Source organism: Alterinioella sp. B-7 (genome assembly GCF_056857775.1).
Genome location: NZ_JBSXNT010000033.1, coordinates 124,111 through 150,049, shown reverse-complemented (window position 1 = coordinate 150,049; position 25,939 = coordinate 124,111). Strand labels below are relative to the sequence as shown.

Annotated in this window: 28 protein-coding genes and 1 tRNA gene; 15 read left to right on the top strand and 14 right to left on the bottom strand. The window is 64.9% G+C overall.

Annotated elements, in window-relative coordinates; all coding sequences use genetic code 11:
- The first annotated feature begins 46 nt into the window (after positions 1 to 46).
- Together AC13C7_RS12625 and tdh are read left to right on the top strand one after the other, a co-directional pair.
- Positions 47 to 1,237, top strand: coding sequence for a glycine C-acetyltransferase (locus AC13C7_RS12625; protein ID WP_482867686.1), 1,191 nt, complete (start codon positions 47 to 49; stop codon positions 1,235 to 1,237).
- Positions 1,234 to 2,271: an L-threonine 3-dehydrogenase gene (gene tdh, locus AC13C7_RS12620; RefSeq protein WP_482867685.1), complete on the top strand. Its 1,038-nt coding sequence runs from the start codon at positions 1,234 to 1,236 to the stop codon at positions 2,269 to 2,271. The genes AC13C7_RS12625 and tdh overlap by 4 nt, the downstream gene beginning before the upstream one ends.
- Before the next feature lie 189 nt (positions 2,272 to 2,460).
- Here the strand turns inward: tdh and AC13C7_RS12615 are convergent, their stop codons facing one another.
- Together AC13C7_RS12615 and betA are read right to left on the bottom strand one after the other, a co-directional pair.
- On the bottom strand, positions 2,461 to 3,399 hold the full coding sequence (locus tag AC13C7_RS12615) for a formylglycine-generating enzyme family protein (RefSeq protein ID WP_482867684.1): 939 nt from the start codon (positions 3,397 to 3,399) through the stop codon (positions 2,461 to 2,463).
- 46 nt (positions 3,400 to 3,445) lie between these two features.
- Positions 3,446 to 5,116, bottom strand: a complete 1,671-nt coding sequence (gene betA, locus AC13C7_RS12610; protein WP_482867683.1) for a choline dehydrogenase — start codon at positions 5,114 to 5,116, stop codon at positions 3,446 to 3,448.
- Between the two features lie 261 nt (positions 5,117 to 5,377).
- Here betA and AC13C7_RS12605 point away from each other — a divergent pair, with 261 nt between their 5' ends.
- From AC13C7_RS12605 to speD, 6 genes are read left to right on the top strand one after another with little or no spacing between them, the layout of a single operon-like run.
- Positions 5,378 to 6,997 carry a peptide ABC transporter substrate-binding protein gene (locus AC13C7_RS12605; RefSeq protein WP_482867682.1) on the top strand — a complete coding sequence of 540 codons (1,620 nt, stop codon included), beginning with the start codon at positions 5,378 to 5,380 and terminating at the stop codon, positions 6,995 to 6,997.
- Positions 6,998 to 7,053: 56 nt separating this feature from the next.
- Positions 7,054 to 7,977, top strand: a complete 924-nt coding sequence (gene oppB, locus AC13C7_RS12600; RefSeq protein ID WP_172321578.1) for an oligopeptide ABC transporter permease OppB — start codon at positions 7,054 to 7,056, stop codon at positions 7,975 to 7,977.
- Positions 7,978 to 7,981: 4 nt separating this feature from the next.
- Positions 7,982 to 8,899: an ABC transporter permease subunit gene (locus AC13C7_RS12595; RefSeq protein WP_474887708.1), complete on the top strand. Its 918-nt coding sequence runs from the start codon at positions 7,982 to 7,984 to the stop codon at positions 8,897 to 8,899.
- On the top strand, positions 8,899 to 9,873 hold the full coding sequence (locus AC13C7_RS12590; protein WP_482867681.1) for an oligopeptide/dipeptide ABC transporter ATP-binding protein: 975 nt from the start codon (positions 8,899 to 8,901) through the stop codon (positions 9,871 to 9,873). Before AC13C7_RS12595 ends, AC13C7_RS12590 begins: the two co-directional genes overlap by 1 nt.
- Positions 9,870 to 10,889 carry an ABC transporter ATP-binding protein gene (locus tag AC13C7_RS12585; protein ID WP_482867680.1) on the top strand — a complete coding sequence of 340 codons (1,020 nt, stop codon included), beginning with the start codon at positions 9,870 to 9,872 and terminating at the stop codon, positions 10,887 to 10,889. The genes AC13C7_RS12590 and AC13C7_RS12585 overlap by 4 nt, the downstream gene beginning before the upstream one ends.
- Positions 10,886 to 11,257 carry an adenosylmethionine decarboxylase gene (gene speD, locus AC13C7_RS12580; protein WP_482867679.1) on the top strand — a complete coding sequence of 124 codons (372 nt, stop codon included), beginning with the start codon at positions 10,886 to 10,888 and terminating at the stop codon, positions 11,255 to 11,257. Before AC13C7_RS12585 ends, speD begins: the two co-directional genes overlap by 4 nt.
- 19 nt (positions 11,258 to 11,276) lie before the next feature.
- Here speD and AC13C7_RS12575 read toward each other — a convergent pair whose 3' ends face one another.
- The 5 genes from AC13C7_RS12575 to AC13C7_RS12555 are packed head-to-tail and all read right to left on the bottom strand — an operon-like array spanning position 11,277 to position 15,150.
- Positions 11,277 to 12,818, bottom strand: a complete 1,542-nt coding sequence (locus AC13C7_RS12575) for a polyamine aminopropyltransferase (RefSeq protein ID WP_482867678.1) — start codon at positions 12,816 to 12,818, stop codon at positions 11,277 to 11,279.
- A gap of 22 nt (positions 12,819 to 12,840) precedes the next feature.
- Positions 12,841 to 13,065, bottom strand: coding sequence for a DUF350 domain-containing protein (locus AC13C7_RS12570; protein ID WP_172321572.1), 225 nt, complete (start codon positions 13,063 to 13,065; stop codon positions 12,841 to 12,843).
- Between the two features lie 12 nt (positions 13,066 to 13,077).
- Positions 13,078 to 13,242, bottom strand: coding sequence for a hypothetical protein (locus AC13C7_RS12565; RefSeq protein WP_172321571.1), 165 nt, complete (start codon positions 13,240 to 13,242; stop codon positions 13,078 to 13,080).
- Between the two features lies 1 nt (position 13,243).
- Positions 13,244 to 14,536, bottom strand: a complete 1,293-nt coding sequence (locus tag AC13C7_RS12560; protein ID WP_172321570.1) for a DUF4178 domain-containing protein — start codon at positions 14,534 to 14,536, stop codon at positions 13,244 to 13,246.
- Positions 14,533 to 15,150 (bottom strand): DUF4178 domain-containing protein, encoded by a 618-nt coding sequence (locus AC13C7_RS12555; RefSeq protein ID WP_482867677.1) that lies wholly within the window; start codon positions 15,148 to 15,150, stop codon positions 14,533 to 14,535. Before AC13C7_RS12555 ends, AC13C7_RS12560 begins: the two co-directional genes overlap by 4 nt.
- A 540-nt stretch (positions 15,151 to 15,690) precedes the next feature.
- On the opposite strand from AC13C7_RS12555, the gene AC13C7_RS12550 reads away from it, so the two are divergent.
- From AC13C7_RS12550 to AC13C7_RS12530, 5 genes are all read left to right on the top strand, one after another.
- Positions 15,691 to 16,131, top strand: coding sequence for a hypothetical protein (locus AC13C7_RS12550; protein ID WP_214647532.1), 441 nt, complete (start codon positions 15,691 to 15,693; stop codon positions 16,129 to 16,131).
- A 121-nt stretch (positions 16,132 to 16,252) separates the two neighbouring features.
- Positions 16,253 to 16,645, top strand: a complete 393-nt coding sequence (csgH, locus tag AC13C7_RS12545; RefSeq protein ID WP_446117972.1) for a curli-like amyloid fiber formation chaperone CsgH — start codon at positions 16,253 to 16,255, stop codon at positions 16,643 to 16,645.
- 90 nt (positions 16,646 to 16,735) lie between these two features.
- Positions 16,736 to 17,176, top strand: coding sequence for a hypothetical protein (locus AC13C7_RS12540; protein ID WP_446117974.1), 441 nt, complete (start codon positions 16,736 to 16,738; stop codon positions 17,174 to 17,176).
- 166 nt (positions 17,177 to 17,342) lie between these two features.
- Complete coding sequence (csgH, locus tag AC13C7_RS12535; protein ID WP_446117976.1) at positions 17,343 to 17,729, top strand: curli-like amyloid fiber formation chaperone CsgH; 387 nt, start codon at positions 17,343 to 17,345, stop codon at positions 17,727 to 17,729.
- A 94-nt stretch (positions 17,730 to 17,823) separates the two neighbouring features.
- Positions 17,824 to 18,219 (top strand): curlin, encoded by a 396-nt coding sequence (locus tag AC13C7_RS12530; protein ID WP_172321565.1) that lies wholly within the window; start codon positions 17,824 to 17,826, stop codon positions 18,217 to 18,219.
- A gap of 211 nt (positions 18,220 to 18,430) precedes the next feature.
- Here the strand turns inward: AC13C7_RS12530 and AC13C7_RS12525 are convergent.
- From AC13C7_RS12525 to AC13C7_RS12500, 6 genes are all read right to left on the bottom strand, one after another.
- A tRNA-Leu gene (locus AC13C7_RS12525) sits at positions 18,431 to 18,515 on the bottom strand.
- 51 nt (positions 18,516 to 18,566) lie between these two features.
- The gene (locus AC13C7_RS12520; RefSeq protein WP_446117978.1) at positions 18,567 to 19,934 is read right to left on the bottom strand and encodes a TRAP transporter large permease; all 1,368 of its coding nucleotides are present in this window, start codon (positions 19,932 to 19,934) and stop codon (positions 18,567 to 18,569) included.
- Complete coding sequence (locus AC13C7_RS12515; RefSeq protein WP_172321563.1) at positions 19,931 to 20,515, bottom strand: TRAP transporter small permease; 585 nt, start codon at positions 20,513 to 20,515, stop codon at positions 19,931 to 19,933. The genes AC13C7_RS12520 and AC13C7_RS12515 overlap by 4 nt, the downstream gene beginning before the upstream one ends.
- 16 nt (positions 20,516 to 20,531) lie before the next feature.
- A complete protein-coding gene (locus tag AC13C7_RS12510) occupies positions 20,532 to 21,782 on the bottom strand; it encodes a flavin-dependent oxidoreductase (protein ID WP_482867676.1) in 1,251 nt (416 codons plus the stop codon).
- A gap of 10 nt (positions 21,783 to 21,792) precedes the next feature.
- Positions 21,793 to 22,881, bottom strand: coding sequence for a hypothetical protein (locus AC13C7_RS12505; RefSeq protein WP_482867675.1), 1,089 nt, complete (start codon positions 22,879 to 22,881; stop codon positions 21,793 to 21,795).
- A gap of 59 nt (positions 22,882 to 22,940) precedes the next feature.
- Complete coding sequence (locus AC13C7_RS12500; protein WP_482867674.1) at positions 22,941 to 24,002, bottom strand: TRAP transporter substrate-binding protein; 1,062 nt, start codon at positions 24,000 to 24,002, stop codon at positions 22,941 to 22,943.
- Between the two features lie 293 nt (positions 24,003 to 24,295).
- Here AC13C7_RS12500 and AC13C7_RS12495 point away from each other — a divergent pair, with 293 nt between their 5' ends.
- Both AC13C7_RS12495 and AC13C7_RS12490 read left to right on the top strand, forming a co-directional pair.
- The gene (locus AC13C7_RS12495) at positions 24,296 to 24,874 is read left to right on the top strand and encodes a YqaA family protein (RefSeq protein ID WP_482867673.1); all 579 of its coding nucleotides are present in this window, start codon (positions 24,296 to 24,298) and stop codon (positions 24,872 to 24,874) included.
- A complete protein-coding gene (locus tag AC13C7_RS12490) occupies positions 24,871 to 25,338 on the top strand; it encodes a disulfide bond formation protein B (RefSeq protein WP_482867672.1) in 468 nt (155 codons plus the stop codon). Before AC13C7_RS12495 ends, AC13C7_RS12490 begins: the two co-directional genes overlap by 4 nt.
- A 52-nt stretch (positions 25,339 to 25,390) precedes the next feature.
- Here AC13C7_RS12490 and AC13C7_RS12485 read toward each other — a convergent pair whose 3' ends face one another.
- Entirely contained in the window at positions 25,391 to 25,822 is a 432-nt protein-coding gene (locus AC13C7_RS12485; protein ID WP_446120381.1) for an Lrp/AsnC family transcriptional regulator, read from the bottom strand.
- Positions 25,823 to 25,939: the final 117 nt, after the last annotated feature.

Here is a 25,939-nt window from a genome sequence, read left to right as displayed (position 1 = left end):
GCACGATGGTGGGGGGCGATTCCCCCCCGTCCCGAGGTCACCGCCCATGTCCGACGCCTTCATCGCCCATATTTCAGCCGAGATCGACGCGGTCCGCGAGGCGGGCCTGTTCAAGACCGAGCGCATCATCGCCACGCCGCAGGCGGGCACCGTGGCGCTGGCCTCCGGTCACAAGGTGATCAACCTCTGCGCCAACAACTACCTCGGGCTGTCGGACCATCCCGAGCTTGTCGCGGCGGGGCAGGAGGCGCTGGAGCGCTATGGCTACGGCATGTCGTCCGTGCGCTTCATCTGCGGCACGCAATCGGTGCACAAGGAGTTGGAGGGCCGGATCTCCGCCTTCCTGGGGATGGAGGACACGATCCTCTATTCCTCCTGCTTCGATGCCAATGCGGGCCTGTTCGAGACGCTTCTGGGGCCGGAGGACGCGATCATCTCGGACGCGCTCAACCATGCGTCGATCATCGACGGGGTGCGATTGTGCAAGGCACAGCGCTACCGCTACGCCAATTCCGACATGGCCGAGCTGGAGGCGCAGTTGCAGGCCGCATCAGGCGCACGGTTCCGCATGATCGCGACAGATGGCGTGTTCTCGATGGATGGATATATCGCCAAGCTGGAGGCGATCTGCGACCTGGCCGACACATATGACGCGATGGTCATGGTCGATGACAGCCACGCGGTCGGGTTCATCGGAGAAACCGGGCGCGGCAGCCCGGAGCATCGCGGCGTGATGGACCGGGTGGACATCATCACCGGCACGCTCGGCAAGGCGCTTGGCGGCGCCTCGGGCGGCTATACCAGCGCGAAAGGGCCGGTGGTGGAATGGCTGCGCCAACGCTCGCGCCCCTATCTCTTCTCCAACACGCTGGCCCCGGTGATCACGGCGACCTCGATCAAGGTGCTGGACATGCTGGAGGCTTCGACGGAGCGGCGCGACCGGCTGATGCAGAATGCCGCGCATTTCCGCGAGCGCATGGCAGGCGCGGGGTTCGACCTACTGCCGGGCGAACATCCGATCATCCCGGTCATGCTGCGCGACCCGAAAAAGGCGCAGGAGATGGCCAAGCGGCTGGATGACAAGGGTGTCTATGTGGCCCCCTTCAGCTTTCCGGTGGTGCCCAAGGGCCAGGACCGCATCCGCACCCAGATGTCGGCCGCCCATAGCCGCGAGGAGTTGGACCGCGCGATCGACGCCTTCATCGAGGTGGGCCGCGACATGGGGTTGATCCAATGAGCAACGAAATGAAGGCGCTGGTGAAGGCGAAACCCGAGGCGGGGCTGTGGATGGAGCGCGTCCCCGTGCCCGAACCCGGCCCCCGCGACGTGCTGATCAAGGTCAGGAAATCGGCCATCTGCGGCACCGATGTGCATATCTGGAAATGGGACGAGTGGTCCGCCAAGACGGTGCCGGTGCCGATGGTCGTGGGCCATGAGTTCTGCGGCGAGATCGTCGACCGTGGCGCGGCGGCAGTGAAATTCGAGATCGGCCAGCGGGTCTCGGGCGAGGGGCATATCACCTGCGGCATCTGCCGCAACTGCCGCGCGGGGCGCGGGCATCTGTGCCGCAACACCAAGGGCGTGGGCGTCAACCGGCCCGGCTCATTCGCGGAATATCTCTGCATCCCCGAGGCCAATGTGGTGCCGATCCCCGACGACATCCCCGACGAGATCGCGGCGATTTTCGATCCCTTCGGCAATGCCGTTCACACCGCGCTCAGCTTCGATCTGGTCGGCGAGGATGTGCTGGTCACCGGCGCGGGCCCCATCGGCATCATGGGCGCGCTGGTGGCGCAGAAGGTCGGCGCGCGCAAGGTGGTGATCACCGATATCGCGCCCTACCGGCTGGCGCTGGCGCGCGAGATGGGGGTGCAATATGTGGTCGATGTGGCAAAGGAAAACCTGCGCGACGTGATGGAAGAAATCGGCATGACCGAGGGCTTCGACGTGGGCCTTGAGATGTCGGGCGCGGCGGATGCGATGCGCCAGATGATTGCGCGGATGAACAATGGCGGCAAGATCGCGCTCTTGGGCATTGCGCCGACCGAGTTCGCCGTGGACTGGAACAGCGTCATCTTCAAGATGCTGCATGTGAAGGGGATCTATGGCCGCGAGATCTTCGAGACCTGGTACAAGATGATCGCGCTGGTGCAATCGGGGCTGGACCTGACCGATCTGATCACGCACCGGATCTCGATCGACGCGTATGAGGACGGCTTCGCCGCGATGCTCTCGGGTCAGGCGGGCAAGGTGGTGATGGACTGGGGGTGAGGCTGGCTTTAATGCCGCGCCATCGCCGTCACGCGGGGTGGCGATGCTCCGGTGTTGTGATGCACTTTATCCTTCGTTTTCCGAATGACCTCAAGTGGACGTGCTGCCTTCACCCAATCGCCGCCCCAGGGGGCGTGACGGCGATGGCGCGGCGGCCTACGGCCTTGATTCCGCGCCGGTGACATCTCGCTACCCGTCGAACACCACCCGGAAGCCCTGATGCGTCGTGGTGCTGTCGGGCGAATTGCCGGTGCGTGCGGCGATGCGGTAGCGGTAGCAATAGGAGCGGTGGCAGAGGAACGAGCCGCCTTTCAGCAGCTTGTAGCCCTTGCGCGCGGCCATATGGGCCTTTGCCTCCTTGCGCATCGACCGGACCTTGTAGGGCTCGACCGTCCATTCCCAGACATTGCCCACCATGTTGTAGAGCCCGTAGCCATTGGGCGCGAAGCTCAGCGCAGGCGCGGTGGTGATGTAGCCATCCGCCCCGGTGTTCAGGTCGGGAAACCGTCCCTGCCAGATATTGCAGGGCAGCGTGTCGGTGTCGTCGGGCTCAGCCTCGCCCCAGGGAAAGCGCAGATCGCCTGAGCCCCCGCGCGCGGCGTGTTCCCATTCGGCCTCAGTAGGCAGCCGCCCGCCGACCCACCCCGCATAGGCCCGCGCGTCGTTCCACGAGACCTGCACCACGGGGTGATCCGGCAGGCAGGCATCTTCCGTTCCCGGCCCGTTCGGCGCGGACCAACAGGCGCCGAAAACCTGCCGCCACCATTCCACCCCCGCGACGCCTTCGGTCGGGCCGACCGCCTCGGGCACCTGGGCGTGGAAGACGAAGGACCAGCCGAAACGCTCGGCCTCGGTCCGGTAGCCGGTGGCGTCGATGAAGGCGCGGAAATCGGCGTTGGTCACGGTCGTCACGCCGATGCGGAAGGGCTTGAGCTTGACCCGCCGCAAGGGGCCTTCGCTGTCGATGGGGATCTGCGGCGCATCGGTGCCGACCAGGGCGGGGCCGCCGGGAATATCGGCCAGGTCGCCCGGATAGCTGCCGCCACGCAAGGCGCGCGTCGGCGCCGGGGGGCCTTTCGGGCCGCTCGCGGGGCAGCAGGGGGCGGGATTTGCGCGATCGTCGGTCATTGGTTCCGGTTCTGGGACAGAATTGCGCCCGCGTCCAGACTTGGCGCTACCCTGCCGCCTTGACGGTGGTCTGCCAATCGGGATGCACCCAGGGGCGCTTGTTCGAGGGCGGCAGCATCCCCTGCCCCAATATGTGATCGGCGGCTTTCTCGCCGGTCATGATCGAGGGCGCGTTGAGGTTGCCATTGGTGATACGCGGAAAGATCGAGCTGTCGGCGACGCGCAGACGCTCGACGCCGATGACACGGGTTTCGGGGTCGACCACGGCCATCGGATCATCCTCCGCGCCCATCTTGCAGGTGCCGCAGGGGTGATAGGCGCTTTCGGCGTGTTCCGCGATGAAGGCGTCGATCTCCGCATCGCTCTGCACCTGCGCGCCGGGCAGAAGCTCGGTGCCGCGATAGGGGTCGAAGGCGGGTTGGGCGAAGATCTCGCGCGTCAGGCGCACGCAGCGGCGGAACTCGGACCAGTCATCGGGGTGGCTCATATAGTTGAAGCGGATCTCGGGCGGCGCTGCGGGATCGACGGAGGCCAGCGTCACCGCGCCGCGAGACTTGGAGCGCATCGGGCCGACATGGGCCTGGAAGCCGTGGCCTTCCGCCGGGGTCTGGCCGTCATAGCGCACCGCGAGGGGCAGGAAATGGAACTGGATATCGGGGTAGCGGATACCGGGGGCCGAGCGCAGGAAGGCCGCCGATTCGAACTGGTTCGACGCACCGAGCCCGCGCTTGGTAAAGAGCCATTGCGCCCCGATCAGCGCCTTGCCCCAGAGGTTGTAGTACCGGAAGAGCGTGATCGGTTGCAGGCAGGCTTGCTGGAAATAGATCTCCAGATGATCCTGCAGGTTCTGCCCCACGCCCGGACGGTCGGCGACAATGTCGATGCCGTGTTCGGCCAGATGCGCGGCAGGCCCGATGCCCGACAGCATCAAGAGTTTCGGCGAATTGATGGCGGAGGCCGAAATGATGACTTCCCGGTTCGCGCGGATCACCTGCACCCTGCCCCCGCGCGCCACCTCGACGCCCACGGCGCGCCCCTCCTCGATCACCACACGGCGGGCGAGGCAGCGGATCATTTGGCAATTGGGCCGTTTCAGCGCGGGGCGCAGATAGGCATTGGCGGCGGACCAGCGGCGGCCCTTCCAGACGGTGGCCTCCATCGGGCCGAAGCCTTCCTGCTTTTCGCCGTTATAATCGTCGGTGGTCTCATAGCCCGCCTGCCGTCCGGCCTCGACAAAGGCCCGGAAAAGCGGGTTCCTGCGCAGCCCGCGCGTCACATGCAGCGGGCCGTCATGCCCGCGCCAGGCCGGATCGCCGCCATGGCCGCAATCGTGCCAGTTTTCCATCCGCTGGTAATAGGGCAGCACATGCGAATAGCCCCAGCCGGTCGCGCCCTGATCCTGCCAATGGTCGAAATCGCCCGCATGGCCGCGCACATAGACCATGCCGTTGATCGAGGACGAGCCGCCGACGACCTTGCCGCGCGGACAGGCCAGGCGGCGGCCCGCCAAATTCGGCTCGGGCTGCGAGGTAAAGCCCCAGTCATACTGGCGCATGTTCATCGGATAGCTGAGCGCCGAGGGCATCTGGATGAAGGGGCCGAAATCCGAGCCGCCGAACTCCAGCACCAGCACCGAATGCCTGCCGCTTTCCGACAGCCGGTAAGCCAGCGCCGCCCCGGCCGAGCCCGACCCGATGATCACGTAATCCGCCTGCATGTGGTCCCCCCTTTTTCTGCCTGATTACGCGCGATTGCCGGATGCGTCACGCCCATTCGACACCGGACGCCGCGGGGTCAGCCCGCACCATGTGGCAAGTTCTTGCCAGTTTGCCGGAGAGACCCGACAGAATACCTGACCTTTTGGACAGGTCCTGTTGCATCCCCCCCCGATTTGGCGGAGCATGACCCATCCCGCCAATTGGGACAGCAGCTACGGTGTTTCCCTTTGGCGTCGAAACCAACATTGGGAGAGTAAAAAATGTCAAAGTTCACGTTGCTGATGACAACCGCGCTGGCGGTTGGCCTGTCCGGGGCGGCGTTCGCCCAGGAGACGCATCCCGAAACCGGCGAGACGCTGGCCGAGGATCAGACCTTCTCCTACCGCCTGCTGGACCAGTTCCCCACCATCGACCCGCAACTGATCGAGGAAACTGCCGGCGGCCACGTCGCGCGCCAGATATTCGAGGGGCTGCTGACCCAGGATGACCAGGGCGAGCTGCGCCCCGGTGTCGCGACCGAATGGACGTCGGAGGACAACCAGACCTGGACCTTTACCCTGCGCCAGGATGCGATGTGGTCGAATGGCGACCCCGTGACGGCGCAGGATTTCGTCTATGCCTGGCGCCGCGCCGCCGACCCCGCCACCGCGTCGGAATATGCCTGGTATGTCGAGTTGAGCCAGATCGAAGGCGCCTCCGCCGTCATCGCCGGAGAGATTCCGCCCGAGGAGCTGGCCGTCGAGGCGCTGGACGATTACACACTCCAGGTAACCTTGCAGGCCCCGCTGCCCTATTTCCCGCAGATGGTGGTGCATTACACCTTCATGCCGACCCATCAGGCCACCATCGAGGAATATGGCGCCGATTGGACCAGCCCGGAGAATATCGTGTCCAACGGCGCATATATCCTGGATGAAATCGCGGTGAACGAGTTCTTCCGCCTGGTCCCGAATCCGAATTACTGGAACGCCGACAGCGTCATCATGGACGAGATCACCGGCCTGGTGATCAACGATGCCAACCAGGCGCTGACCCGGTTCCGCGCCGGTGAGTTCGACATGATGGACGACCTGCCCGCGGGCTCCTACCCGCAGCTTGAGGAAGAGATGCCCGAGACCGCCCATTCGGTGCCGCGGCTCTGCTCCTATTACTACACCGTCAACCAGAGCGAGAGCGGCCATGAGGCGCTGCAAGACCCCCGCGTGCGTCAGGCGCTGTCCTACATGATCAACCGCAACGTGATCACCGACCAGGTGCTACAGGCGGGTCAGGCCCCGGCCTACAACTTCACCCACTGGGCGACGGCAGGCTTCGAGATGCCCGAGATCGACTATGCCAGCTGGTCGCAGGAAGAGCGTCAGCAGCGCGCGATGGAGCTGATGGAAGAGGCCGGATACGGCCCGTCGAACCCGATCGAGATCGACCTGATCTACAACACCTCCGAGAACCACCGCCAGATCGCCACCGTGGTCAGCCAGATGTGGCGTCCGCTTGGCGTGACGGTGAACCTCAGCAACTTCGAATGGCAGAGCTACCTGGACATTCGCGGCAACCAGAATTTCGACGTGGCCCGTTCGGCCTGGTGCGGGGATTACAACGAGGCATCGACCTTCCTCGACCTGCTGACCTCGCGCAATGCCAATAATGACGGCAAGTTCCAGAGCGAGGAGGTGGACCGCCTGATGGCCGAGAGCGCCACCATGGCCGATCCGCAGCCGAACTATACCCGCGTCGAGGAGATCCTGGCCGAGGAAATGGCGATCATCCCGATCTACCATTACACCCAGAACTTCGTGCTTGACCCGGCCATCCGGAACTGGCCGATGGAGAACGTCGAAAACAACTGGTACGTGCGCGACATCTACCGCGTCGCCGAGTGACCCATCTGGCGGGGCGGCCCCTTGCGGCGCGCCCCGCCTTCCCTTAGGGGGCCGCCATGCTCAGCTATATTCTCAAACGCCTGCTGATCGCGATTCCGGTCATGCTGATCCTGATCGTGGGCACCTTCATCTTGATGTATACCGCGCCGGGCAGCCCCTTTGCCTCGGAACGCGGCGTGCCGCCCGCCGTGCTGGCCAACCTGGAGCGGCAATACGGGCTGGATCAGCCCTTTATCGTGCAGATCGGCTCCTACATCTGGAACCTGGTCACGCAGTTCGATTTCGGCCCCTCCTTCATCTACCGCGACCAGGACGTGAACGACTTGATCGCGCAGGGTTTTCCCGTGACGCTCACCTACGGGTTCTGGAGCTTCGTGGTCGCCGTGCTGGTTGGTGGCACGCTTGGCATCGTCGCCGCCGTGCGCCACAACACCTGGCTGGATTACCTGGCCGTCGGGATTTCCGTGGGCGCGCAGGTGCTGCCCAACTTCGTCCTCGCGCCGATCCTGGTGCTGGTCTTCACGCTGTGGCTCGGCTGGTTGCCGGGCGGCGGCTGGCAGGGCGGGCAACTGGAATACATCATCCTGCCGGTGATCGCGCTCTCGACCTCGTTCATGGCCTCGATCGCGCGGATCGCGCGGGCCTCGATGCTGGAGGTGCTGACCTCGAACTACATCCGCACGGCGCGTGCCAAGGGCCTGCCGATGCGCCGCGTGGTCATGCGCCATGCGCTGAAACCCGCGCTGCTGCCCGTGATCTCCTACCTTGGACCGGCCTTCGTGGGCATGATCACCGGCTCCGTGGTGATCGACGTCTATTTCTCGACGGGCGGCATCGGGCAGTTCTTCGTCGCCTCGGCGCTCAACCGCGACTATGGCGTGATGATGGGCATCACCGTCCTGCTTGGCGCGCTGACCATCTTCTTCAACCTCGTGGTCGACCTGCTTTACGCCTGGATCGACCCCAAGATCCGGTATTGATGTCATGTTAGCCACCAAGACCGCCGCCGATAACCTTGCGCAGGCCGCGCCCGTCAAGGGCCGGTCCCTCTGGGCCGATGCGCGGGCGCGTTTCTTTCGCAATCGCGCCGCCGTCTCCGGGCTGGTCGTGCTGATCGCCGTGGGGCTCTTCGCCGCCATCGGACCGTTCATCGCGCCGTGGAATTACGAGGATATCGACTGGGCCGTGTTGGGCAATGTCCGCGAGGCGGGGCGCCCATCGCTGGAAACCGGCCACTGGTTCGGCACCGACGCGCTTGGCCGCGACCTCTTTGCGCGCACCGTGCAGGGCACGCAGATCAGCCTCATGGTCGGTATTGTCGGCGCGCTGATCGCGGTCGGGGTCGGCACGCTCTACGGTGCGGTCGCGGGCTTCTTCGGGGGCCGCCTCGACAACCTGATGATGCGCATTGTCGATGTGCTGATGTCGATCCCCTACATGTTCGTGCTGATCCTGCTTCTGGTCGTCTTCGGACGCTCGATGCTGATGCTCTTCATCGGCATCGGGTTGGTGTCCTGGCTGGACATGGCCCGGATCGCGCGGGGGCAAACCCTGACGCTGCGCGGCAAGGAATTCGTGGAGGCCGCCCAGGCCACCGGCGTGCGCCCCTTCACCATCATCATGCGCCATATCGTGCCCAACCTCCTGGGCGTGGTGATCGTCTATTCCACCCTGCTGGTGCCCTCAATGATCATCTACGAAAGCTTCATCTCCTTCCTCGGCCTCGGCGTGCAGGAGCCGCTGACCTCCTGGGGCGCGCTGATCAATGATGGTGCGGCCGAGATGAATAACGGCCTTCTGTGGATCCTGGGCTTCCCCCTCTTCTTCTTCGTGATCACCCTCTTCGCCTTCTTCTTCGTGGGCGACGGGTTGCGTGACGCGCTCGACCCGAAAGACCGCTGATGACGACGCCCCTTCTGCAGATCGACGACCTGTCGGTGAAATTCTCGACGCCGGATGGCACCGTCAGCGCCGTCAATGGCCTGTCCTTCGACCTCGACGCGGGCGAGACGCTGGCCATTGTCGGCGAAAGCGGCTCGGGCAAGACGCAGCTGGCCTTTGCGACGCTCGGGCTGCTGGCCCGGAACGGGCGCGCCGAGGGCTCGGTCAGGTTCGAGGGGCGCGAGATCCTGAACCTGCCCGAGGAAAAGCTGAATGCGATCCGGGCCGAGAAGATCTCGATGATCTTCCAGGACCCGATGACGTCGCTGAACCCGTTCATGCGCGTGGGCGACCAGATGGCCGAGGTGCTGCAACTGCACAAGGGCCTGTCGAAGCGCCGCGCGCTGGATGAAAGCGCCAAGATGCTGGATGCGGTGCGGATCCCGGACGCGAAATCGCGGCTGCGCATGTATCCGCATGAGTTTTCCGGCGGCATGCGGCAGCGGATCATGATCGCCATGTCCTTGCTTTGTAAGCCGAAACTTCTGATCGCGGATGAACCGACCACGGCGCTGGATGTGACCGTGCAGGCGCAGATCATGGCGCTGATGGCCGATATCCAGCGCGATTTCGGGGCCGCGATCATCCTCATCACGCATGACTTGGGCATCGTCGCAGGGGCCTGTGAACGCACGCTGGTGATGTATGGCGGCCGGGTGATGGAGACGGGCAGCACCGACGAGGTGTTCGAGAACCCGACCCATCCCTACACGCTCGGTCTTTTGAAGGCGGTGCCGCGCCTCGACGTGCCGCAGCGCGATCTGCAGATCATTCCGGGCGACCCGCCCGACCTGACAGCCCTGCCGCCGGGCTGCCCCTTCACCGCGCGCTGCCCTCTGGCGCATGAGCCCTGCCCCAAGATCATGCCGAGGTTGGAGACCGTGACCGGAACCCACCTGCGCGCCTGCCACGCCGACATGGAGGACGTGACATGACCGCACCTGTCCTTGAGATCGACGACCTCTCGGTCACCTTCCCCGTCCCCAAGCGCGGAGGCTGGCCCTGGACCAAGCCCGACCTGCTGCACGCGGTGTCGAACGCGACGCTGTCCATCGCACCGGGGGAAACGCTTGGGCTGGTGGGCGAAAGCGGCTCGGGCAAGTCGACACTGGCGCGCGCCATCGTGCGCACGGTTCCCGCATCGGGCGGAACCGTCACGTGGAAGGGTCAGGACCTGTCGAAAATGCCCCCCGACAAGGCCCGCGCGCATGGCCGCCATGTGCAGATGATCTTTCAGGATCCGCTGGCCGCGCTGAACCCGCGCATGACGGTGGGTCAGGCGGTGGCGGAACCCTACATCACGCACTACCCCGACACGCCCAAGGCGGAGGTGCGGCGCCGGGTGCAGGAGATGATGGAGAAGGTGGGGCTACTGCCGACGCTGCTCAACCGCTACCCGCACGAGTTTTCCGGCGGCCAGTGCCAGCGCATCGGCATTGCCCGCGCGTTGATCACGGAACCCGAGCTTGTGGTCTGCGACGAACCTGTTTCGGCACTGGATGTGTCCGTGCAGGCGCAGGTGGTGAACCTGCTCAGCCGGTTGCAGCGCGAGATGGGCCTCTCGATCCTCTTCATCGCGCATGATCTTTCCGTCGTGCGCCATATCTCGACCCGCATCGCGGTGATGTATCTGGGCCGGGTGGTCGAACTGGCCGATGCCGAGACGCTGATCAGCGCGCCGCGCCATCACTATACCAAGGCGCTGATCTCCTCGATCCCGATCCCCTCGCCCAAGGCGGAACGGGCGCGGCCAAGGCCGATCCTGGAAGGCGAGTTGCCCTCCCCCCTTTCGCCGCCCTCGGGCTGCGTCTTTCGCACCCGCTGCCCGGCGGCACAGCCCGATTGCGCCACGCGCAAGCTGCACCTGGAGGAGATCGGACCGGGCCACACCGTCGCCTGCCACTACCCGTTGGGCAGCGAGGCCCTGAGACGGGTCAAGCCCGAGCTATGAGCGGCGGTGCCCCCTTCGCCCCCGGCGTCCATATCCTGCTGGACCTGCACGGGGCGGTGATGCTGCGGGACGCGAGGCGGATGGAGGCGGCGCTGCGCGGGGCGGCGAAGCCCGCCGGTGCCACGGTGCTGTCGTGCCATTTGCACGGGTTCGGAGAGGGCAGCGGGATCACCGGCGTGGCCCTGCTGGCGGAATCGCATATCTCGATCCACACCTGGCCCGAACGCGATTATGCCGCCGTGGACATCTTCATGTGCGGCAAGGCGGATGCGCGGGCGGCGGCGGAGTACCTGGAGAAGGTGCTGCAACCACAGCGGGTTGCGCGCACCGAGGTGCTGCGCGGTCAGGAAGTCGCCGGCGCGGTGTAGGCTGATCCCGCGCCGGGTATCACGGAAACCAGGTCGCCCAACCGTCAAGGTAGTAATCCAGCAGCGGATGCGATTGCAGCGAGTTGGGCTCGGCCTCCACCCGTGCGGTATCGGCCCCGAAGACCCGCGCCCCTTGCCAGACTTCCGGCGTCACGAAGCGCAGCCCCTCGGGCAGGTCGGGCATGCGTGGGGCCAATTCGTGCTGGCTGGCGATCACGAAGCCCCAATCGCCGAAGCTGGGGACATAGCCGTGATAGGGCAAGGCGCTGAGACCCTCGCCGGGGTCTTGCGGGTTGCGGGTGGCCTCGAAGGTTTCGACAATCGACCAGAAGGCCGCCCGCGCGAAGAGCGGCGATCCCGATTGCGTCACGATAAGTCCCTGCCCGGTCAGCCGCTCGGCCAGCAGGCCGTAGAACTGCGTCGTGTAGAGCCGCGACAGCGCCAGGGTGCGTGGGTCCGGCAGGTCGATGATCACCACGTCATAAAGCGCCTCGTCATGTTCGATGAATTCCCAGGCGTCCTGATTGACGATCGTCACGCGCGGATCGCTGAGCGCGTGATCATTGAGCGGCGCAAGTTGCGCGTGGTCACGGAAAAGCTCTGTCACGCGCGGGTCCAGATCGACCAGGGTGATCGCCGCGACGCCCTCATGGCGCAGCACTTCGCGCGCGGCCATGCCATCGCCGCCGCCCAGGATCAGCACATTTTCAACGCGCGGGGCCAGCCCCATGGCGGGATGCACCAGAAGCTCGTGATAGCGGTGTTCGTCGACGGTATCGAACTGGATTGCCTGGTCGAGGAAGAACCGCACCCGGTCGCGGAAGCGGGTGACGGTGATCTGCTGGTAGGGCGTCGCCTCGGACAGGATCACGTCATCCTCGTAAAGCCCCACCTCGGTCAGCGCCATCAGCCGTTCGGATTGCACGAGGCCCACGAGACAGGCGGCGAAGGCCAGCGCCCAGATGCCCGCCTGCGCGCGTGTGGCCCGGTCGCGGAAGATCCACAGCGACAGGCCCGCCACGGCAAGGTTGAGCGCGCCAAAGGCCAGGCTTGCCGACATCAGGCCAAGCTGCGGGATGATGATCAGGGGGAAAGCCAAAGAGGCCGCCAGCGCGCCGACATAATCCACCGTCAACACGTTCTCGAACCGGAACGCGCCCGCGCCCTCCTCTTTCAGCACCCGCGCGATGAGGGGGATCTCCATCCCCGACAAGACGCCCACGGCGATGAGCATCGCGAAGAGCGGCGCCGACACGTCGCCCATCCAGGCATAGGTCAGGAACAGCACGGGCGCCATGAAGCCGCCCACCAGCCCCAGAAGGATCTGCGCCCAGACAAAGCCCGCGAAGGCCCGGCCCACATAGCGCGAGAGCCACGAGCCCAACCCCATAGAGGACAGGAAAATTCCGATCACCAGCGAGAACTGGCGCACCGAATCGCCCAACAGGTAGCTGGAGAGTGTCGCCGCGATCAGCTCGTAGATCAGCCCCGCGACGGCGACCAGGAATGTCGCGGCCAGCAGCCAGACCGCGCGCAGCCGCGCGCCTTGGGCTGGTGTCATGAGACCCGACCTTGCCTGTCCTTCATGACACGATGACAGCCGCGATGATGATGGCCATGGAGACAAAGAGCATCCCGATCAGCACCGCCAGCGCGATGTTCTGATCCTCCTCGATCTCCTTGACGATGGAAAAGGGCGATATCCAGACGATGATGCGCCAGGTGATCGCCATAAGGACCATGCCCAGGAAGGTGTAGAAGATGGTGCCGACAAGCTCGGCCAGTTCGATATTCCAGAAAGCGTCCATGAAAACCCTCGCTTATTTGACCCGTGAATTGCCGATCCCGCCGATGCCACCGCTGCCCAGGCGGATCGAGGCATCCAGATCGGTGCTGGCCCGTCCCCACCCGTGATAGGAGACATAGCCGGTTCCGGCAATGGCACCGATGGATATGACCAGAAAGGCTATGCGAAACAGGCTCATCTCAATCCTCATCCGTCCAGTCCGAGCCGCGCCAGCGGCGGGTGTGGTGCCAGAACCGGCGCGCAAGGAAGCTGCCACCGCCAAGCGCAAAGATGCCGGCAAGCAGGTAAAGCCAGAACCCGCTGGACCGCCCGCCCGCCACGCTGACGGTGACCTGGCTGAGCGCCGCGCCCCCGGCGCTGGTATTGGGCCAATGGCCCTGTTCCTCTAGCCCCAGATTCATCGTGTAGGTGCCGGTTGTCTCGGGGCGGAAGCGCAGGGTGGACCACCTGCGCCCCTCGCTCCAGTTGCCGTCGCTGTCGCGGCCGAAATAATATTCGACGGTGCGTCCGGCCTCGAAGAGGGGCTCGCCCTCGGGGTCTTCCAGCTCCACCGTCAGATAGGCCCAGGAATTGCGCACGTCGCCTTGCAGGCGAATATCGGTGAGGCCGGTGGCATCGGTGACGTCGAATGTGACGGTCTGCGGCAGGGCGTTCGCCGCGAAGCGCTGTTCGGGCAGGAATGTCGTGCCGTCGCGGCCGCCCATGAACAGGCCGATGAGGGCCGTCACAAGCGCCAGCGCCAGGCAGGTGTTGCGCAGGAAGCGGTCATGCCGCCCTGCCTTGTAGCTTTGCAGCGGGTGGATGCCCTGGGGGCGCAACCCGGTGTCGATGCCGAACCCCGCCTCGGCCTCGGCGCGCGGCAGGTAGGTGGAGCGGTAGACCTCGCGTTCGGTCCCGGTCTCGGAAAAGCCAAGCATGGCGTCGGTGCCAAGCGCGCTGACCGTCGTGGTGCGGTCGCCGATGCGCGGGGCCCAGGTGAACTCCCCCTCGGCGAAGGTGATCTCACTGGTCGATGTCTCGTAGTAATTGTAGCGCTGCCCGCGCGACGAGACCGACGGGCGATGCTCGGAGGTTTCGACCCTGGCCACCGACATCCAGACCGGGCGGCGGTAGCGGCGGGTAAAGACCAGGTGGCCCTCCTCGACCGTGATCCAGGCATAGCCGTGGGTCGGCGAGAAAAGCTGGTGGTCGATCCAGGTCCAGACCTGCGCGCCCCATCTCTCGCGATGCTCCAGCGTGCCGATCACGGTGTACTGGACGCCGAAAAGCGTGCCGGTCATGCCGATCCTGAAGGGGGAATCGGGCCGTTCCAGCCCGTCGAACCTGGCCAGAACCTGGTAATCATGCTGCGCGTCCAGCTCGGCCCCGCAATAGCCGCAGATATGGGCCACGACGCGGCCGCCGCCAAGCACGTCCAGCCCCGCCCCGCAGGAGGTGCAGTTGATCGTGGTCAGTTCGGGCGCGCGGCTCATGCCGGGGCCTTCCGCACGGAGATCTCGAACGGGTCGAACCAGTCCCCCAGGAACCAGCTTTCGCCGCCCTGCCAGATCTCGCCGGACAGGAGCCTGCCGCGCGGCGATTGGGCGTTCACGAAGCGGTAGGTCTCGCCCACCATAAGCGCCTCGTCGAAGGAGCCCGCGACGGCGACGCATTGGGCGCTGTCCAGTTCGAGGATGTCAAACTCGTCACCGGCCGCGATCAGGTGCCCATCGGTACGGAAATGCCCGTTATGGCGCGGCCAATCCTCCGGTTCCAGCGGGCGCTGATAGACCACGTCGCCCTCATCGACCGAGACCCACCGCGACGCGCCCGAACCGGTCACGCCCCAGAACTCGTCCCAGAACCCGCGCCCGTAGGAGAATCGCGCATGGCCGTGGATCTCGACGGTGCTGCGCCCGAGCGTCACGCTGTCGCCCAGGCCGATCAGCGTCGGCGCAGCGTGCATGACGCCTTCGCGCCCCGCCAGGCGCACGGCCTCATCCTCCAACAGCAGCGTGGTGCCGCATGACGGACAGGTCATCATCTTCACCCGCGCGAGGGCGGGGGCGATGGTGTCACCGCAATTGGGGCAGTTGAAGGGCCTCATGCGCCCAGATTGCCCGGACCGACGGAATTTTCAACCGCAAGCTGGACGACGGGGCGGCGCGGCACGATTCGGGTGACGGTGGAAGCGGGGGAATCAGTCGGCGGAATCCAGGGGTCGGACGCGCAGAACGAGTCACATTAGTGTGATTTTTACACGTTATTGGATTGTTATCGGCGCGCGCGCGGTTTGGCCCGTGTTATCGGTTTCGGAATTTATTTTGGGCGTTTTTACACGAACAGGCTGGAGCGGATCGGGAAGACATTCAGAGCGACCCTTTAACATGTTGATATACCTGCATTTATATACCCGTGTTATCCAATAACATTGCCATCTGAGTTCGTGTTATCCAATGACTAACTCGCTGTTATCAGCTTTCTCCGCGCCGATATTGTCTGACCCCGGCGGATCGGGCCAAGTGTTGGTCATCGGCTGACGCCACGATGCAGACGCCGCCCAAACCCGAAACGACATGCGACCCCCGCAACATCAAGACGAACGCATCAACCCATTCACACCGACCCCCGAAGAGGACTTTTCACAATGACTTTCTCCAAGACCCTCAAGACCGCCGCCCTGACCCTGATGATCGCCCTGCCCGTCGCAGGTGCAGCTTCGGCCAACGGCTCCTATGTCAACGTCCAGCAGTATGGCTACGGCAACGGCGCCGCCGGCGCACAGACCGGGTTCCTCAACGACATGGGCATCTACCAGAACGGTGCCTACAACACGACCATCGCCAGCCAGGACGGCAACTTCAACACCACTGTTGTTGGCCAGACCGGGTACGGCAACGGCGCATCGGCCACGACCATCGGCTCGGGCAACATCGTCGGCATCGCCCAGCAGGGCAATGGCAACACCGCCGATATTGGCCAGCTCGGCAATGGCAACGCCATCGGCGTGATCCAGATGGGCAACGGCAACAACGCCTCGGCCACTCAGGTCGGCTCCGGCAACGTCTCGGTCATCGTCCAGCACTAAGCCCGATGACCCTGAAGCGCGGGGGGCAGAGTGCCCTCCCTGCCCCCCGCGCGCCCTCCTTCACGACCCCAAGCACGACCCCAAGATTTTTCCGCAGCACCGCGCCCCAAGGATCAGACCCATGACCCCCTTCACCGCCCCGAAAATTCGTCGACTGGCCAAAGCCTCCGTTTTTCTCGCCGGGCTCGGTCTGACCGCCGCGTGCACCGCGACCGCAACCACCCCGCGCCCCTCCTCCGCCGGACCGCTTTCCTGCGACATCGCCGTCACCCAGAGCGGCGCCATCGTCACCTACCAGGGCCGCGTCCACGCCAATGAGGCGGTTTCCGGAACCTACAGCCTGCGCCTGACCGGGCCCGGCACCAATATCGCCCAGGGCGGGCCGTTCTCCGCCCGCGCCGGCGAAACCGTCACGATCGGCCAGGCCAACCTGTCCGGCACCTCTGCTCGCACCAGCGCGGCCCTGACCCTTTCCGTGAACGGCAGCACCTACAATTGTGCCGCCACCCAGTAAAAAGTTCTTGACTTAGTGTGCAAAGCACACTAAATTAGTTTCATCGCAACCAAGACCATTCAACCCACCAACCCAAAGGATCTTTTCAAAATGACTTTCTCCAAGCTCTTCAAGACCGCCGCCCTGTCCCTGATGATCGCCCTGCCCGTCGCAGGTGCCGCCTCTGCCAACGGCTCCTATGTCAATGTCCAGCAGTGGGGCGTGGGTAACGCCGCCGCCGGTGCACAGACCGGGTGGTTCAACGACATGGGCATCTACCAGAACGGCAACTACAACAGCGCCGCCGCCACCCAGAACGGCAACTGGAACACCACCGTGATCGGCCAGACCGGCTATGGCAACGCGGCCTCCGCGGCGACCTACGGCTCGGGCAACGTGTCCGGCATCGCCCAGAACGGCGCCTACAACTCCGCCTCGACCGGCCAGCTCGGCTATGGCAACGGCGTCGCCATCATCCAGAACGGCTTTGGCAACTCGGCCTCCTCCAGCCAGGTCGGCACCGGCAACACCGCCGTGATCGTCCAGAACTAAGCCGATCGGCATCGACAATCCCCCGGGGGGCGGAGCGGTGATCCCGCCCCCGCCCCCCGGATCTTGTGCCCCATCCTTTTCCGATTTCCCCCGGTTTGCAGCCGTCTCACACACACCCCCCGCGTCAAGGCCCCCGCCTGACCACCAACAAAAGGATACTTCTTCAATGACTTACGTAAATATCCTCAACCTGCGCACCGCCCTTCCCGCCGCCGTGATCCTGGCCGGCCTGGGGATCGCTGCCGTCAGCAACGCGACCACGACCACCGCCGCCGCCACGGCCCCGCTGGCCTGCGACATCGCCGTCGACCAGACCGGCGCCATGGTGCATTTCCAGGGCCGGGTTCAGGCCCATGAGGCCATGACCGGCACCTATGCCCTGACGCTGTCGGGCGGTGGCACCAATATCCGCCAGGGCGGCGCGTTCTCGGCCCGCGAAGGCGAGATCGTGACCCTGGGCCAGGCCAACCTGTCGGGCGACCCGTCGCGCTACGACGCCACCATGGTCCTGTCGGTGAACGGCGCGACCTATAATTGTGCCACCAACCTGTAATTCGGTGTTGACTTAGTGTCTTTCAGACACTAAAGTAGAATCATCAACACAGAGACACCAGCCAACAGCAAATTTATTCAAAGGAACCAGACCCATGATCCGCAAGACCTTCATCGCCGCCACCCTCGCCCTGACCACGCTCGCCGCCCCCGCCGCAATGGCCGGTGGCACCCTCAGCTTCGAGGTGAACCCCACCAATGCCGAAGAGGCCAACATGATCCGCCTGGGTCTTGGCATTTTCCAGATCGCCAATGGCGGCGATCCGGCGCAGGTTTTGCAGAACGGCAACGGCAATGGTGCCGGCCTCGGCCAGTCCGGCGGTGGCAACCAGGGCGTTATCTATCAGGAAGGCAACGGCAATAGCGGCACGCTGAGCCAGAACGGCTGCGACAGCTACGGCATCTTCCAGTTCGGCAACGGTGCAAACGCCAATGTCGCCCAGGGCGACGGCTGCCAGACGGGCCTGCTGTTTCAGGTTGGCCTCGACTGATCGGGAAGATCCTGGACCCCACCCCCAGTCGAAACGCCAATAGCGCGCCTCCTGAGAATTCAGGGGGCGCGTTTTTCGTGGGGGATGAGGCTCTCATCGCCCATGCAAGGCGCGGAGTGGCCGTCGCGGTCTCTTGCGGGATTTCTGATGTTGGCTCTCGTCGCTCTTGCAGAGCGACTGCCGCCTTGGTCGCTCTTGCCAGAACGACCGATGGTACCCGAGGTCGGACTCGAACCGACAAGCCTTGCGGCGGGGGATTTTGAATCCCCTGCGTCTACCAATTCCGCCACTCGGGCAACGCGAGGGAGGGTCTAGTCGCCCGCCCCCGCATCGTCAATATCCCATCGTCAGAACATCACGCCCACCAGCCACAGCGTGATACCGGGGAAGGCCACCAGCACCACGACGCGGATGAGGTCCGAGGCCACGAAGGGCGCGACGCCCGCATAGGTCCGGGCAATCGGAATGTCGCGCGCCATCGAGTTGATGATGAAGAGGTTGATGCCCACCGGCGGCGTGATCAGCCCGACCTCGACCACAATCAGCGCCAGGATACCGAACCAGATCGCCGATTGCTCCTGGTTCATCGCATAGCCCAGGATCTCCCAGTCCAGCGCCTGCACGATGGGAAAGAAGATCGGGATGGTCAGCAGGATCATGCTGAGCGAATCCATCACGCAGCCGAAGATCAGATAGGTCGCCAGCATGATCGTCAGCACCAGAAGCGGCGCGAAGCCCTGGCCGCTGATCCAGTCGGCCAGTTGCTGCGGCGCGTTGGTAAAGGCGAGGAACGAGTTGAACATATGCGCGCCCAACACGATGAAGAAGATCATCGCGGTGGAGCTGGCCGCCGACAGCACCGAATCGAGGAAGCCGCGCCAGGTCAGACCGCCTGAGAACACGCCGTAAATCCCGGTAGCCACGGCGCCCACGGCGGCGCCTTCGGTGGGGGTGAAGAGGGCCTGAACCCCCTCCTGCGTCCAGTTCCAGTCCGCCGCGATCCCGCCCATGACGAGGCCGAAGATCACCACCACGGGCCAGATCTGGCCCAGGTCGCGGATGCGCCGGCCCATCGGCACGCGGTCCAGCGCGGGGCCGGCATCGGGCTTGAACCAGCAGTAGATTGCCACTGTCAGCATATAGCCAAGTGCCGCCAGGATGCCCGGCACCAGCGCCGCGATGAACATCTTGACGATATTCTGCTCGGCCAGGATGGCGTAGATCACCAGGATGATCGAGGGCGGGATCAGGATGCCAAGCGTGCCGCCCGCGGCCAGGACCCCGGTGCTCAGGCTGTCGGCATAGCCACGCTTGCGCATCTCGGGCAGCGCCACCTGGCCCATGGTGGAGGCGGTGGCGAGCGAAGACCCGCAGACCGCGCCAAACCCCGCGCAGGCCCCCACGGCAGCCATGGCGACACCGCCCCGCCGGTGCCCGAGCCAGTCGGACGCGGCCTTGAACAATGCCGCCGACATGCCTGATTTCGTTGCGAATTGTCCCATCAGCAGGAACAGCGGAACGATCGACAGCGAGTAGCTGGAGAAGGTTTCGTAGGTCAGCGATTTCATCAGGGAAAGCGGCGCGTTCGGGTTGCCGAGGTAATACCAGGTGCCAACGAAGCCGGTGATTCCCATGGCCACGCCGATGGGCGCCCGAAAGAAGATCGCCACCAGCATGAGGGCAAAGGCCGCGATGGCAAGTTCAAGACCGGTCATGCCAGTTGCTCCCGGCCCTGAAGGGTCCAGTTGAGCGCGCGCCACACGGTGTAGAGCGCGGTAAGGAAGAAGAGGGCCGAAAAGAGGAAGGCGAGGCCGAAGGGAATCCACATCGGGATCGACAGCTCATAAGTGGTTTCGGGGAAGAACGGGCGATGGCCCATGCTCAATGCCTCGCGCAGGCCGTCGCTGCCATAGGGGAATTTCTCGCCGAAGCCCGCCCATATCCGCCAGGCGATGACAAAGGCGGCCAGCGTAATCAGGATGTCGCCGATGAGGCCGAAAAACGCCTGACTGCGCATCGGAAACTGCGTCACCAGGATATCGACGCTGACATGGCCGCGATTGAACTGGCACCAGGGCAGGAAGGCGAAGACCGCGAGGCCACAGCCCGTCTGCACAAGCTCGTAATCGCCGCGCACCGGGGAAAGGCCGAAGCCATCCAGCGCCCGGCCGATGACCGAAGCCACGACCATCAGCGCGACCGCCGCCAGCACGATGCCGCCGCCATAGGCGAGGTAGCGGGCGAACCGCTCGATCCCCCGGCCGATGGACCGTTCCAATTCAGGTGCCAACCCCATAGTCTCGTTCCCTTTCCTAGCCTTCGATCAGCGGGCCGCGCGCGTTCAACTTGTCGACGTCGAACCCGGCAACGGCCTTGTAGCTGCGGGCAATATTGTCCAGTTCCTCGGCGCTCATCACGTCCGAGATGTCGTCGAACCCGTCCGGCGCGCGGGCCGCGACCTCGTCCAGCACCTTGTCGGGCCCATCGCCCCGGTTGAGCTCCACCAGCTTGTTGACCGCCTCGCGCCGCGCCGCGTCATAGGCGGCCAGCGCCTGCGGCCCGCCCGCCCGGTTCAACTCGCGCGCCAGCACGCGGGCGTCGATAATGGCCTGCGTCGCGCCGTTGGAACCGATGGGATACATCGCATGCGCCGCATCGCCCAGCAGCGTGACGCGCCCATGGCTCCAGCGCGGCAGCGGGTCGCGGTCGACCATCGGGTATTCCCAGACGCCTTCCGCCGCCTCGATCAGGGCGGGGATGTCCAGCCAGTCAAAGCGCCAATCGGCGAATGCGGGCGCGAAATCGGACAGGTGCCCCTCGCGGTTCCAGTCCTGCCGGTTCCAGGGGTAATCCTCCGGGCGCGACAGGTCGGCAATCCAGTTGATGCGCTGTTCGCCATCGGGGTGATCCTGGATCGGGTAGCAGACGAATTTGCGTTCCGCCGTGCCCGCCATCGCCATGGTGCGCCCGGTGAAAAAGCGCTTTCCCCTCGTTACGCCGCGCCACATCATGGTGCCGCGCCATTTCGCCCCCCCTTCCCCCGGGTAGAGCGTGGCGCGCACGGTCGAGTTGATCCCGTCCGCGCCGATGAGGACCGCGCCGCGCATATCCCCCAGCGCCTCGCCGGTGCGCCGGTTCTCAAGCGCGACGGTCACGCCATTCGCATCCTCGCGCCAGCCCTTCAGCGCCGCGCCGGTGGTGATGACCTCCGGGCCGCAGCGGCGCAGAAGCTCGCGGTAGAGCAGGAACTGCAACTCGCCGCGATGAATCGAGTATTGTGGCCAGCGATAGCCCGCCTCCATCCCGCGCGGCTCGGACCAGATGAGCTGGCCTTGGGCCGAGAAATAGGCGACCTCTTCGGTGCGCAGCCCGATCTTGTCCAACTCCGATTCCAGGCCAAGCTCGAACAACTCGCGCACCGAATGCGGTTGCAGGTTGATGCCGACGCCCAGCGGCTTCACATGCGCCACCGCCTCGACGACGTGGAAGGGGATGCCAAGCTGGTGCAGGGACAGCCCGAGGCTGAGCCCGCCAATGCCGCCGCCTGCGATGATCACCGTCATGGTCGCGCCCTCAGCATATCACCCGCCCCTCCTCCAGGTAGGACAGCGCCATCAGCAGGTAGGCGCTGCCCCAGATCAGTTCCGACCGGTTGGCGAATTCCTTCGGCTGGTTGAAACAGCCATTGACCAGCCGTCCGGTGGGTTGGATGTGACCGATGAGCGCCTCAAGCATCGGATCCATCGCGTCGAGGAATTCCAGCGCCTCCGAGTTGTCGCAATCGACCGCCATGCGGGCCAGTTGCTCCACCACGATGGCGCTGGCCGAGGTGTCGAGCGGCCCGTCCGGATCGGCGAAATCCCAGGGCGGCACGGCATGGCCGCTCTTGCCCTGCCAATAGCCGAAGACGGCGCGGGCCGCATCGCGGTATCGGGTCTCGCCGAACTCCTGCCAGGCGCGCAGGAAGCCCGCGATGGCCCAGGCCTGGCCGCGGCTCCAGCAACTGTCGTCATCCACGCCCAGAAGGGTGAAATGGCGCAGTATCCGGTCCTCGGTCTGGCGATATTCGATGAATTCGATTGAGGAGCCATCAGGGCGCAGGAAATCGCGGATGGTCACGTCGAGATGCCGCATCGCGCCTTCGCGGAAAACCGGATCGCCGGTTTCGGCGGCGGCCCAGTAATCAAGCCGCAGGTTGGGATGGACATTGTCGATGGCCACGATCCGGCGGCTGGCCAGTGTGGTGGACTTGACCTGCACCTCATGGCCGATCGGCATGGCCCCGTTTTGCGGGATCGCCATGGCGCGCATGGAATAGGCGGCGGCCAGCGCCAGCGTGCGCAGGTGCGGATCGCCGGTTTCGGCATGAAGCCGCGCGGCGGAATAGTAGAAGCGGTGGCCGCGAAACTGGTCGTCCTTCTCCAGCTTGGGGCGCAGCCTCTCGGTGCGGGCGCGGGCCTCTTCGATCAATTCCGGCTTGCCCAGCAGCCGGCCCGCGATGCGCAGGCACTCGACCCAATGCCCGCCGCACCAGTCGCCGTCATCGACGGTGTCCCAGACGCCGGTTTCGGGGTCGGCATGATAGGGCCAGGCATCGCCGATCTGGTCGCGCGTCTCCTCAACGCGGGCCAGCAACGCCGCCAGTGCCGATGAATACTCCATGTCCCTGCCCCCGGAGGTGGATGGGCGCGCCAGGTGTTCCCGGCGCGCCCGATCCCGTCTTACATGTCTTCCGCGATCTGGCCTTCATACTCGGCAATATATCCGCGGGCATCCTCGACGATCTGCGCGCCGTCCAGTCCGAGGCCGTTCATCTCCTCGATCCAGTTGGCGATCACCGCGTCGCCGATGGCCCGCATCTCGGCCACGACATCGTCCGACAGCGTCACGATGGTATTGCCCGTGGCCGCGGTCGTTTCCTCGCCGGCGGTGTCGCCGATATCCATCGCGCGGCCCGCATCGGCCGAGGTCTCGATCCCGGAATTGGCGTCGATCACGGCGCGCAGGTCGTCGGGCAGGCCCTCATACACATCCCGGTTCATCGCCCAGATGAAATAGGTGTTGTAGAGCGCCCGGTCACCGCCGATCTGGGTGTGGCTATTGGCCAGTTCATGCACGCGCAGCGGCGGCACGACCTCCCACGGGATGACGCCGCCATCGACCACACCGCGGCTCAGCGCCTCGGGGAAGGCCGGGACCGGCATGCCGACGGGCGTGGCGCCCAGACGTTCCAGCAGCGCGTTGGCCTGACGCGACGGGCCGCGCAGTTGCAGCCCCTCGAAATCGGCGACCTCTTCGATCGGGTCACCGGCCAGGTGGATGACACCGGGGCCATGCACGTGAACAGCCATCAGTTGCACATCGCCGAACCGCTGTTCGGCCAGGTATTCCTGCGTGAACGCCCAGGCGGCGCGGCTGCTGTCCTCGGCGTTCATGGTGGTCATGAAGGGCAGTTCCATGGCCTCTGCCTCGGGGAAGCGGCCCGGCGTGTAGGACGGGATCGCCCAACCGCAATCAATCACCCCATCGCGGATCTGATCGTACAGCGCGGGCGGGGCGCCGCCAAGCTGCATCGCGGGATAGATTTCCACGTCGATCCGACCATCCGACTGCTCCTCGATCGCTTCGGCCCAGGGCTCGATGAAATAGCGCGGGATGGAGCCCAGCGGCGACAGGAAATGCTGGCAGCGCAGCGTCACTTCCGCATCCTGCGCCGAGACGGGCGCGGCCGCCATGGTCAGGGCCAGCGCGCTGAGTGCCGCTGTGGTTAAGGTCTTTGTCATGCCTATCCTCCCAAAATTGGTGACATCGTATCGTAGACGCAAATCGGGTGCGGTCTGCAAAGGTTTTTTCCGGTCTTTGCCGGCCTCTGCCCCGCCTCCCGTTACGGTGGTTTGCAATAGACGGGGATTTTGTAACCATCCAATGCAATCTTGTCGCGATTCCCGCTCCCGGTAATTCTTTAACCGAACGGTCGGTCATTGTCACCTGTCTTGTTGGTCCCGCGCGCCGCGCTTGACCCCTGCCCGCTTTTGCGGCATCGCCTGCGGAGTTTTTTGCCCGGAGCGCCCCCCGCATGATCCGCCGCCTCTACGACTGGACCCTCGGCCTGGCCGAGCATCGCTACGCGCTGGTCGCCCTGGCGATCGTGGCTTTCCTGGAAAGTTCCGTCTTCCCGATCCCGCCCGACCTTCTGTTGATCCCGATGATCATCGCCGCCCCGCGCCGCGCCTTCATGATCGCGGGTATCTGCATGGTCGCCTCGGTCGCGGGCGGCTTGCTTGGCTACTGGATCGGCTATTCCGTGTTCGAGACCGTGGGCCGCCCGGTGCTGGAGTTCTACGGCAAGGACGCCTATTTCGACGAATTCGCCACCCGCTACAACGAATTCGGCGCGTGGATGGTGCTGATCGCGGGGGTCACGCCCTTCCCCTACAAGGTGATCACTATCCTGTCGGGCTCCACCGGCCTCAGCCTGCCGGTCTTCATCGTCGCGTCGGTGATCGCGCGCGGGCTGCGGTACTTTATCGTCGCGGCGCTCTTGTGGAAATTCGGCGCGCCGATCCGCGATTTCATCGAACGCCGCCTCGGCTTGATGTTCATCCTTTTCGTGATATTGCTCCTGGGAGGCTTTTACGTGGTGAAATTTCTATGACCCTGACATTCCGCTCGCTTGCTCTGCTTGCAGGTCTCGGCTCTGCCGCGCTGCTGATCGGGGCCTTCGGGTTCCAGCATCTGGGCGGGTTCGAACCGTGCGCGATGTGTTACTGGCAACGCTGGCCGCATGGCCTGGCGATCGTGCTGGCCCTGCTGGCGCTGGCCCTGCCCCTTGCCCTTGTCGCGTTGGCGGGCGCGCTGACGATGCTGGTCTCGACCGGTCTTGCCCTCTTTCACACCGGGGTCGAGCGGCATTGGTGGAGCGGCCCGACCTCCTGCACCGCACGCGGGGGGGGCCTCGATACCTCCGAATGCGGGCTGCTGGATCTCGATTGCGGCACGCCGGTCGTGCTCTGCGATCAGATCTCCTGGCAGTTCATCGGCCTTTCCATGGCCAATTACAACGCGATTGCCTCGCTGGTGCTGGTGGCGATCTGGCTGATGGCGGCGCGGCGCGCCTGAAGCGCAATCCAAAAAGTGGGCACCGGTTTTCGGATCAAATTGCGCGTCAAACCTAGAGTCTGGAATAGCGGCTAGTGCTGAGCAACAGGCTGGTCTCCGAGGTCGCCACCCCGTCCAGCCGCCGGATCCGGCGCAGCGCGTCATCCAGCGCCTCCAGCGTCGGGGTGCCAAGCTGCACGATCAGGTCCCATTTGCCATTGGTGGCGTGAACCGCCTCGACCTCGGCCATGCCGGAAAGCTGCCGCCGGATGCGGTCCATCCCCGGCCCTTCGATCCCCAGCATGGTGAGCGCGCGCACCGGGCTTTGCGCAAGATCGGCGCGGGTCAGCACGGTGAACCCCTGAATCTCGCCCGCCTGCGTCAGCTTTTCGATTCGCGCCCGCACCGTGGCCCGCGTGATCCCCAGTGTGGTGGCCAGATCGGACAGCGCCGCCCGCCCGTCGCGGCGCAGGGCGGCGATCAGTTGCGTGTCGATATCATCCATTTCGATCACCTGAATTGCGCGTTTCGATCATTCTAACACCAGATAGCACAAATTGAAGCCTTCTGCTTGACCCGGTTTGTTCACTATCTCTGCCGCAACCCGAACCAGACGAGGCCA

Bases quoted from the DNA above. Each gene is read 5' to 3' on its own strand.
- AC13C7_RS12625 (WP_482867686.1), top strand. From the start codon at position 47: ATGTCCGACGCCTTCATCGCCCATATTTCAGCCGAGATCGACGCGGTC.
- tdh (WP_482867685.1), top strand. From the start codon at position 1,234: ATGAGCAACGAAATGAAGGCGCTGGTGAAGGCGAAACCCGAGGCGGGG.
- AC13C7_RS12615 (WP_482867684.1), bottom strand. From the start codon at position 3,399: ATGACCGACGATCGCGCAAATCCCGCCCCCTGCTGCCCCGCGAGCGGC.
- betA (WP_482867683.1), bottom strand. From the start codon at position 5,116: ATGCAGGCGGATTACGTGATCATCGGGTCGGGCTCGGCCGGGGCGGCG.
- AC13C7_RS12605 (WP_482867682.1), top strand. From the start codon at position 5,378: ATGTCAAAGTTCACGTTGCTGATGACAACCGCGCTGGCGGTTGGCCTG.
- oppB (WP_172321578.1), top strand. From the start codon at position 7,054: ATGCTCAGCTATATTCTCAAACGCCTGCTGATCGCGATTCCGGTCATG.
- AC13C7_RS12595 (WP_474887708.1), top strand. From the start codon at position 7,982: ATGTTAGCCACCAAGACCGCCGCCGATAACCTTGCGCAGGCCGCGCCC.
- AC13C7_RS12590 (WP_482867681.1), top strand. From the start codon at position 8,899: ATGACGACGCCCCTTCTGCAGATCGACGACCTGTCGGTGAAATTCTCG.
- AC13C7_RS12585 (WP_482867680.1), top strand. From the start codon at position 9,870: ATGACCGCACCTGTCCTTGAGATCGACGACCTCTCGGTCACCTTCCCC.
- speD (WP_482867679.1), top strand. From the start codon at position 10,886: ATGAGCGGCGGTGCCCCCTTCGCCCCCGGCGTCCATATCCTGCTGGAC.
- AC13C7_RS12575 (WP_482867678.1), bottom strand. From the start codon at position 12,818: ATGACACCAGCCCAAGGCGCGCGGCTGCGCGCGGTCTGGCTGCTGGCC.
- AC13C7_RS12570 (WP_172321572.1), bottom strand. From the start codon at position 13,065: ATGGACGCTTTCTGGAATATCGAACTGGCCGAGCTTGTCGGCACCATC.
- AC13C7_RS12565 (WP_172321571.1), bottom strand. From the start codon at position 13,242: ATGAGCCTGTTTCGCATAGCCTTTCTGGTCATATCCATCGGTGCCATT.
- AC13C7_RS12560 (WP_172321570.1), bottom strand. From the start codon at position 14,536: ATGAGCCGCGCGCCCGAACTGACCACGATCAACTGCACCTCCTGCGGG.
- AC13C7_RS12555 (WP_482867677.1), bottom strand. From the start codon at position 15,150: ATGAGGCCCTTCAACTGCCCCAATTGCGGTGACACCATCGCCCCCGCC.
- AC13C7_RS12550 (WP_214647532.1), top strand. From the start codon at position 15,691: ATGACTTTCTCCAAGACCCTCAAGACCGCCGCCCTGACCCTGATGATC.
- csgH (WP_446117972.1), top strand. From the start codon at position 16,253: ATGACCCCCTTCACCGCCCCGAAAATTCGTCGACTGGCCAAAGCCTCC.
- AC13C7_RS12540 (WP_446117974.1), top strand. From the start codon at position 16,736: ATGACTTTCTCCAAGCTCTTCAAGACCGCCGCCCTGTCCCTGATGATC.
- csgH (WP_446117976.1), top strand. From the start codon at position 17,343: ATGACTTACGTAAATATCCTCAACCTGCGCACCGCCCTTCCCGCCGCC.
- AC13C7_RS12530 (WP_172321565.1), top strand. From the start codon at position 17,824: ATGATCCGCAAGACCTTCATCGCCGCCACCCTCGCCCTGACCACGCTC.
- AC13C7_RS12520 (WP_446117978.1), bottom strand. From the start codon at position 19,934: ATGACCGGTCTTGAACTTGCCATCGCGGCCTTTGCCCTCATGCTGGTG.
- AC13C7_RS12515 (WP_172321563.1), bottom strand. From the start codon at position 20,515: ATGGGGTTGGCACCTGAATTGGAACGGTCCATCGGCCGGGGGATCGAG.
- AC13C7_RS12510 (WP_482867676.1), bottom strand. From the start codon at position 21,782: ATGACGGTGATCATCGCAGGCGGCGGCATTGGCGGGCTCAGCCTCGGG.
- AC13C7_RS12505 (WP_482867675.1), bottom strand. From the start codon at position 22,881: ATGGAGTATTCATCGGCACTGGCGGCGTTGCTGGCCCGCGTTGAGGAG.
- AC13C7_RS12500 (WP_482867674.1), bottom strand. From the start codon at position 24,002: ATGACAAAGACCTTAACCACAGCGGCACTCAGCGCGCTGGCCCTGACC.
- AC13C7_RS12495 (WP_482867673.1), top strand. From the start codon at position 24,296: ATGATCCGCCGCCTCTACGACTGGACCCTCGGCCTGGCCGAGCATCGC.
- AC13C7_RS12490 (WP_482867672.1), top strand. From the start codon at position 24,871: ATGACCCTGACATTCCGCTCGCTTGCTCTGCTTGCAGGTCTCGGCTCT.
- AC13C7_RS12485 (WP_446120381.1), bottom strand. From the start codon at position 25,822: ATGGATGATATCGACACGCAACTGATCGCCGCCCTGCGCCGCGACGGG.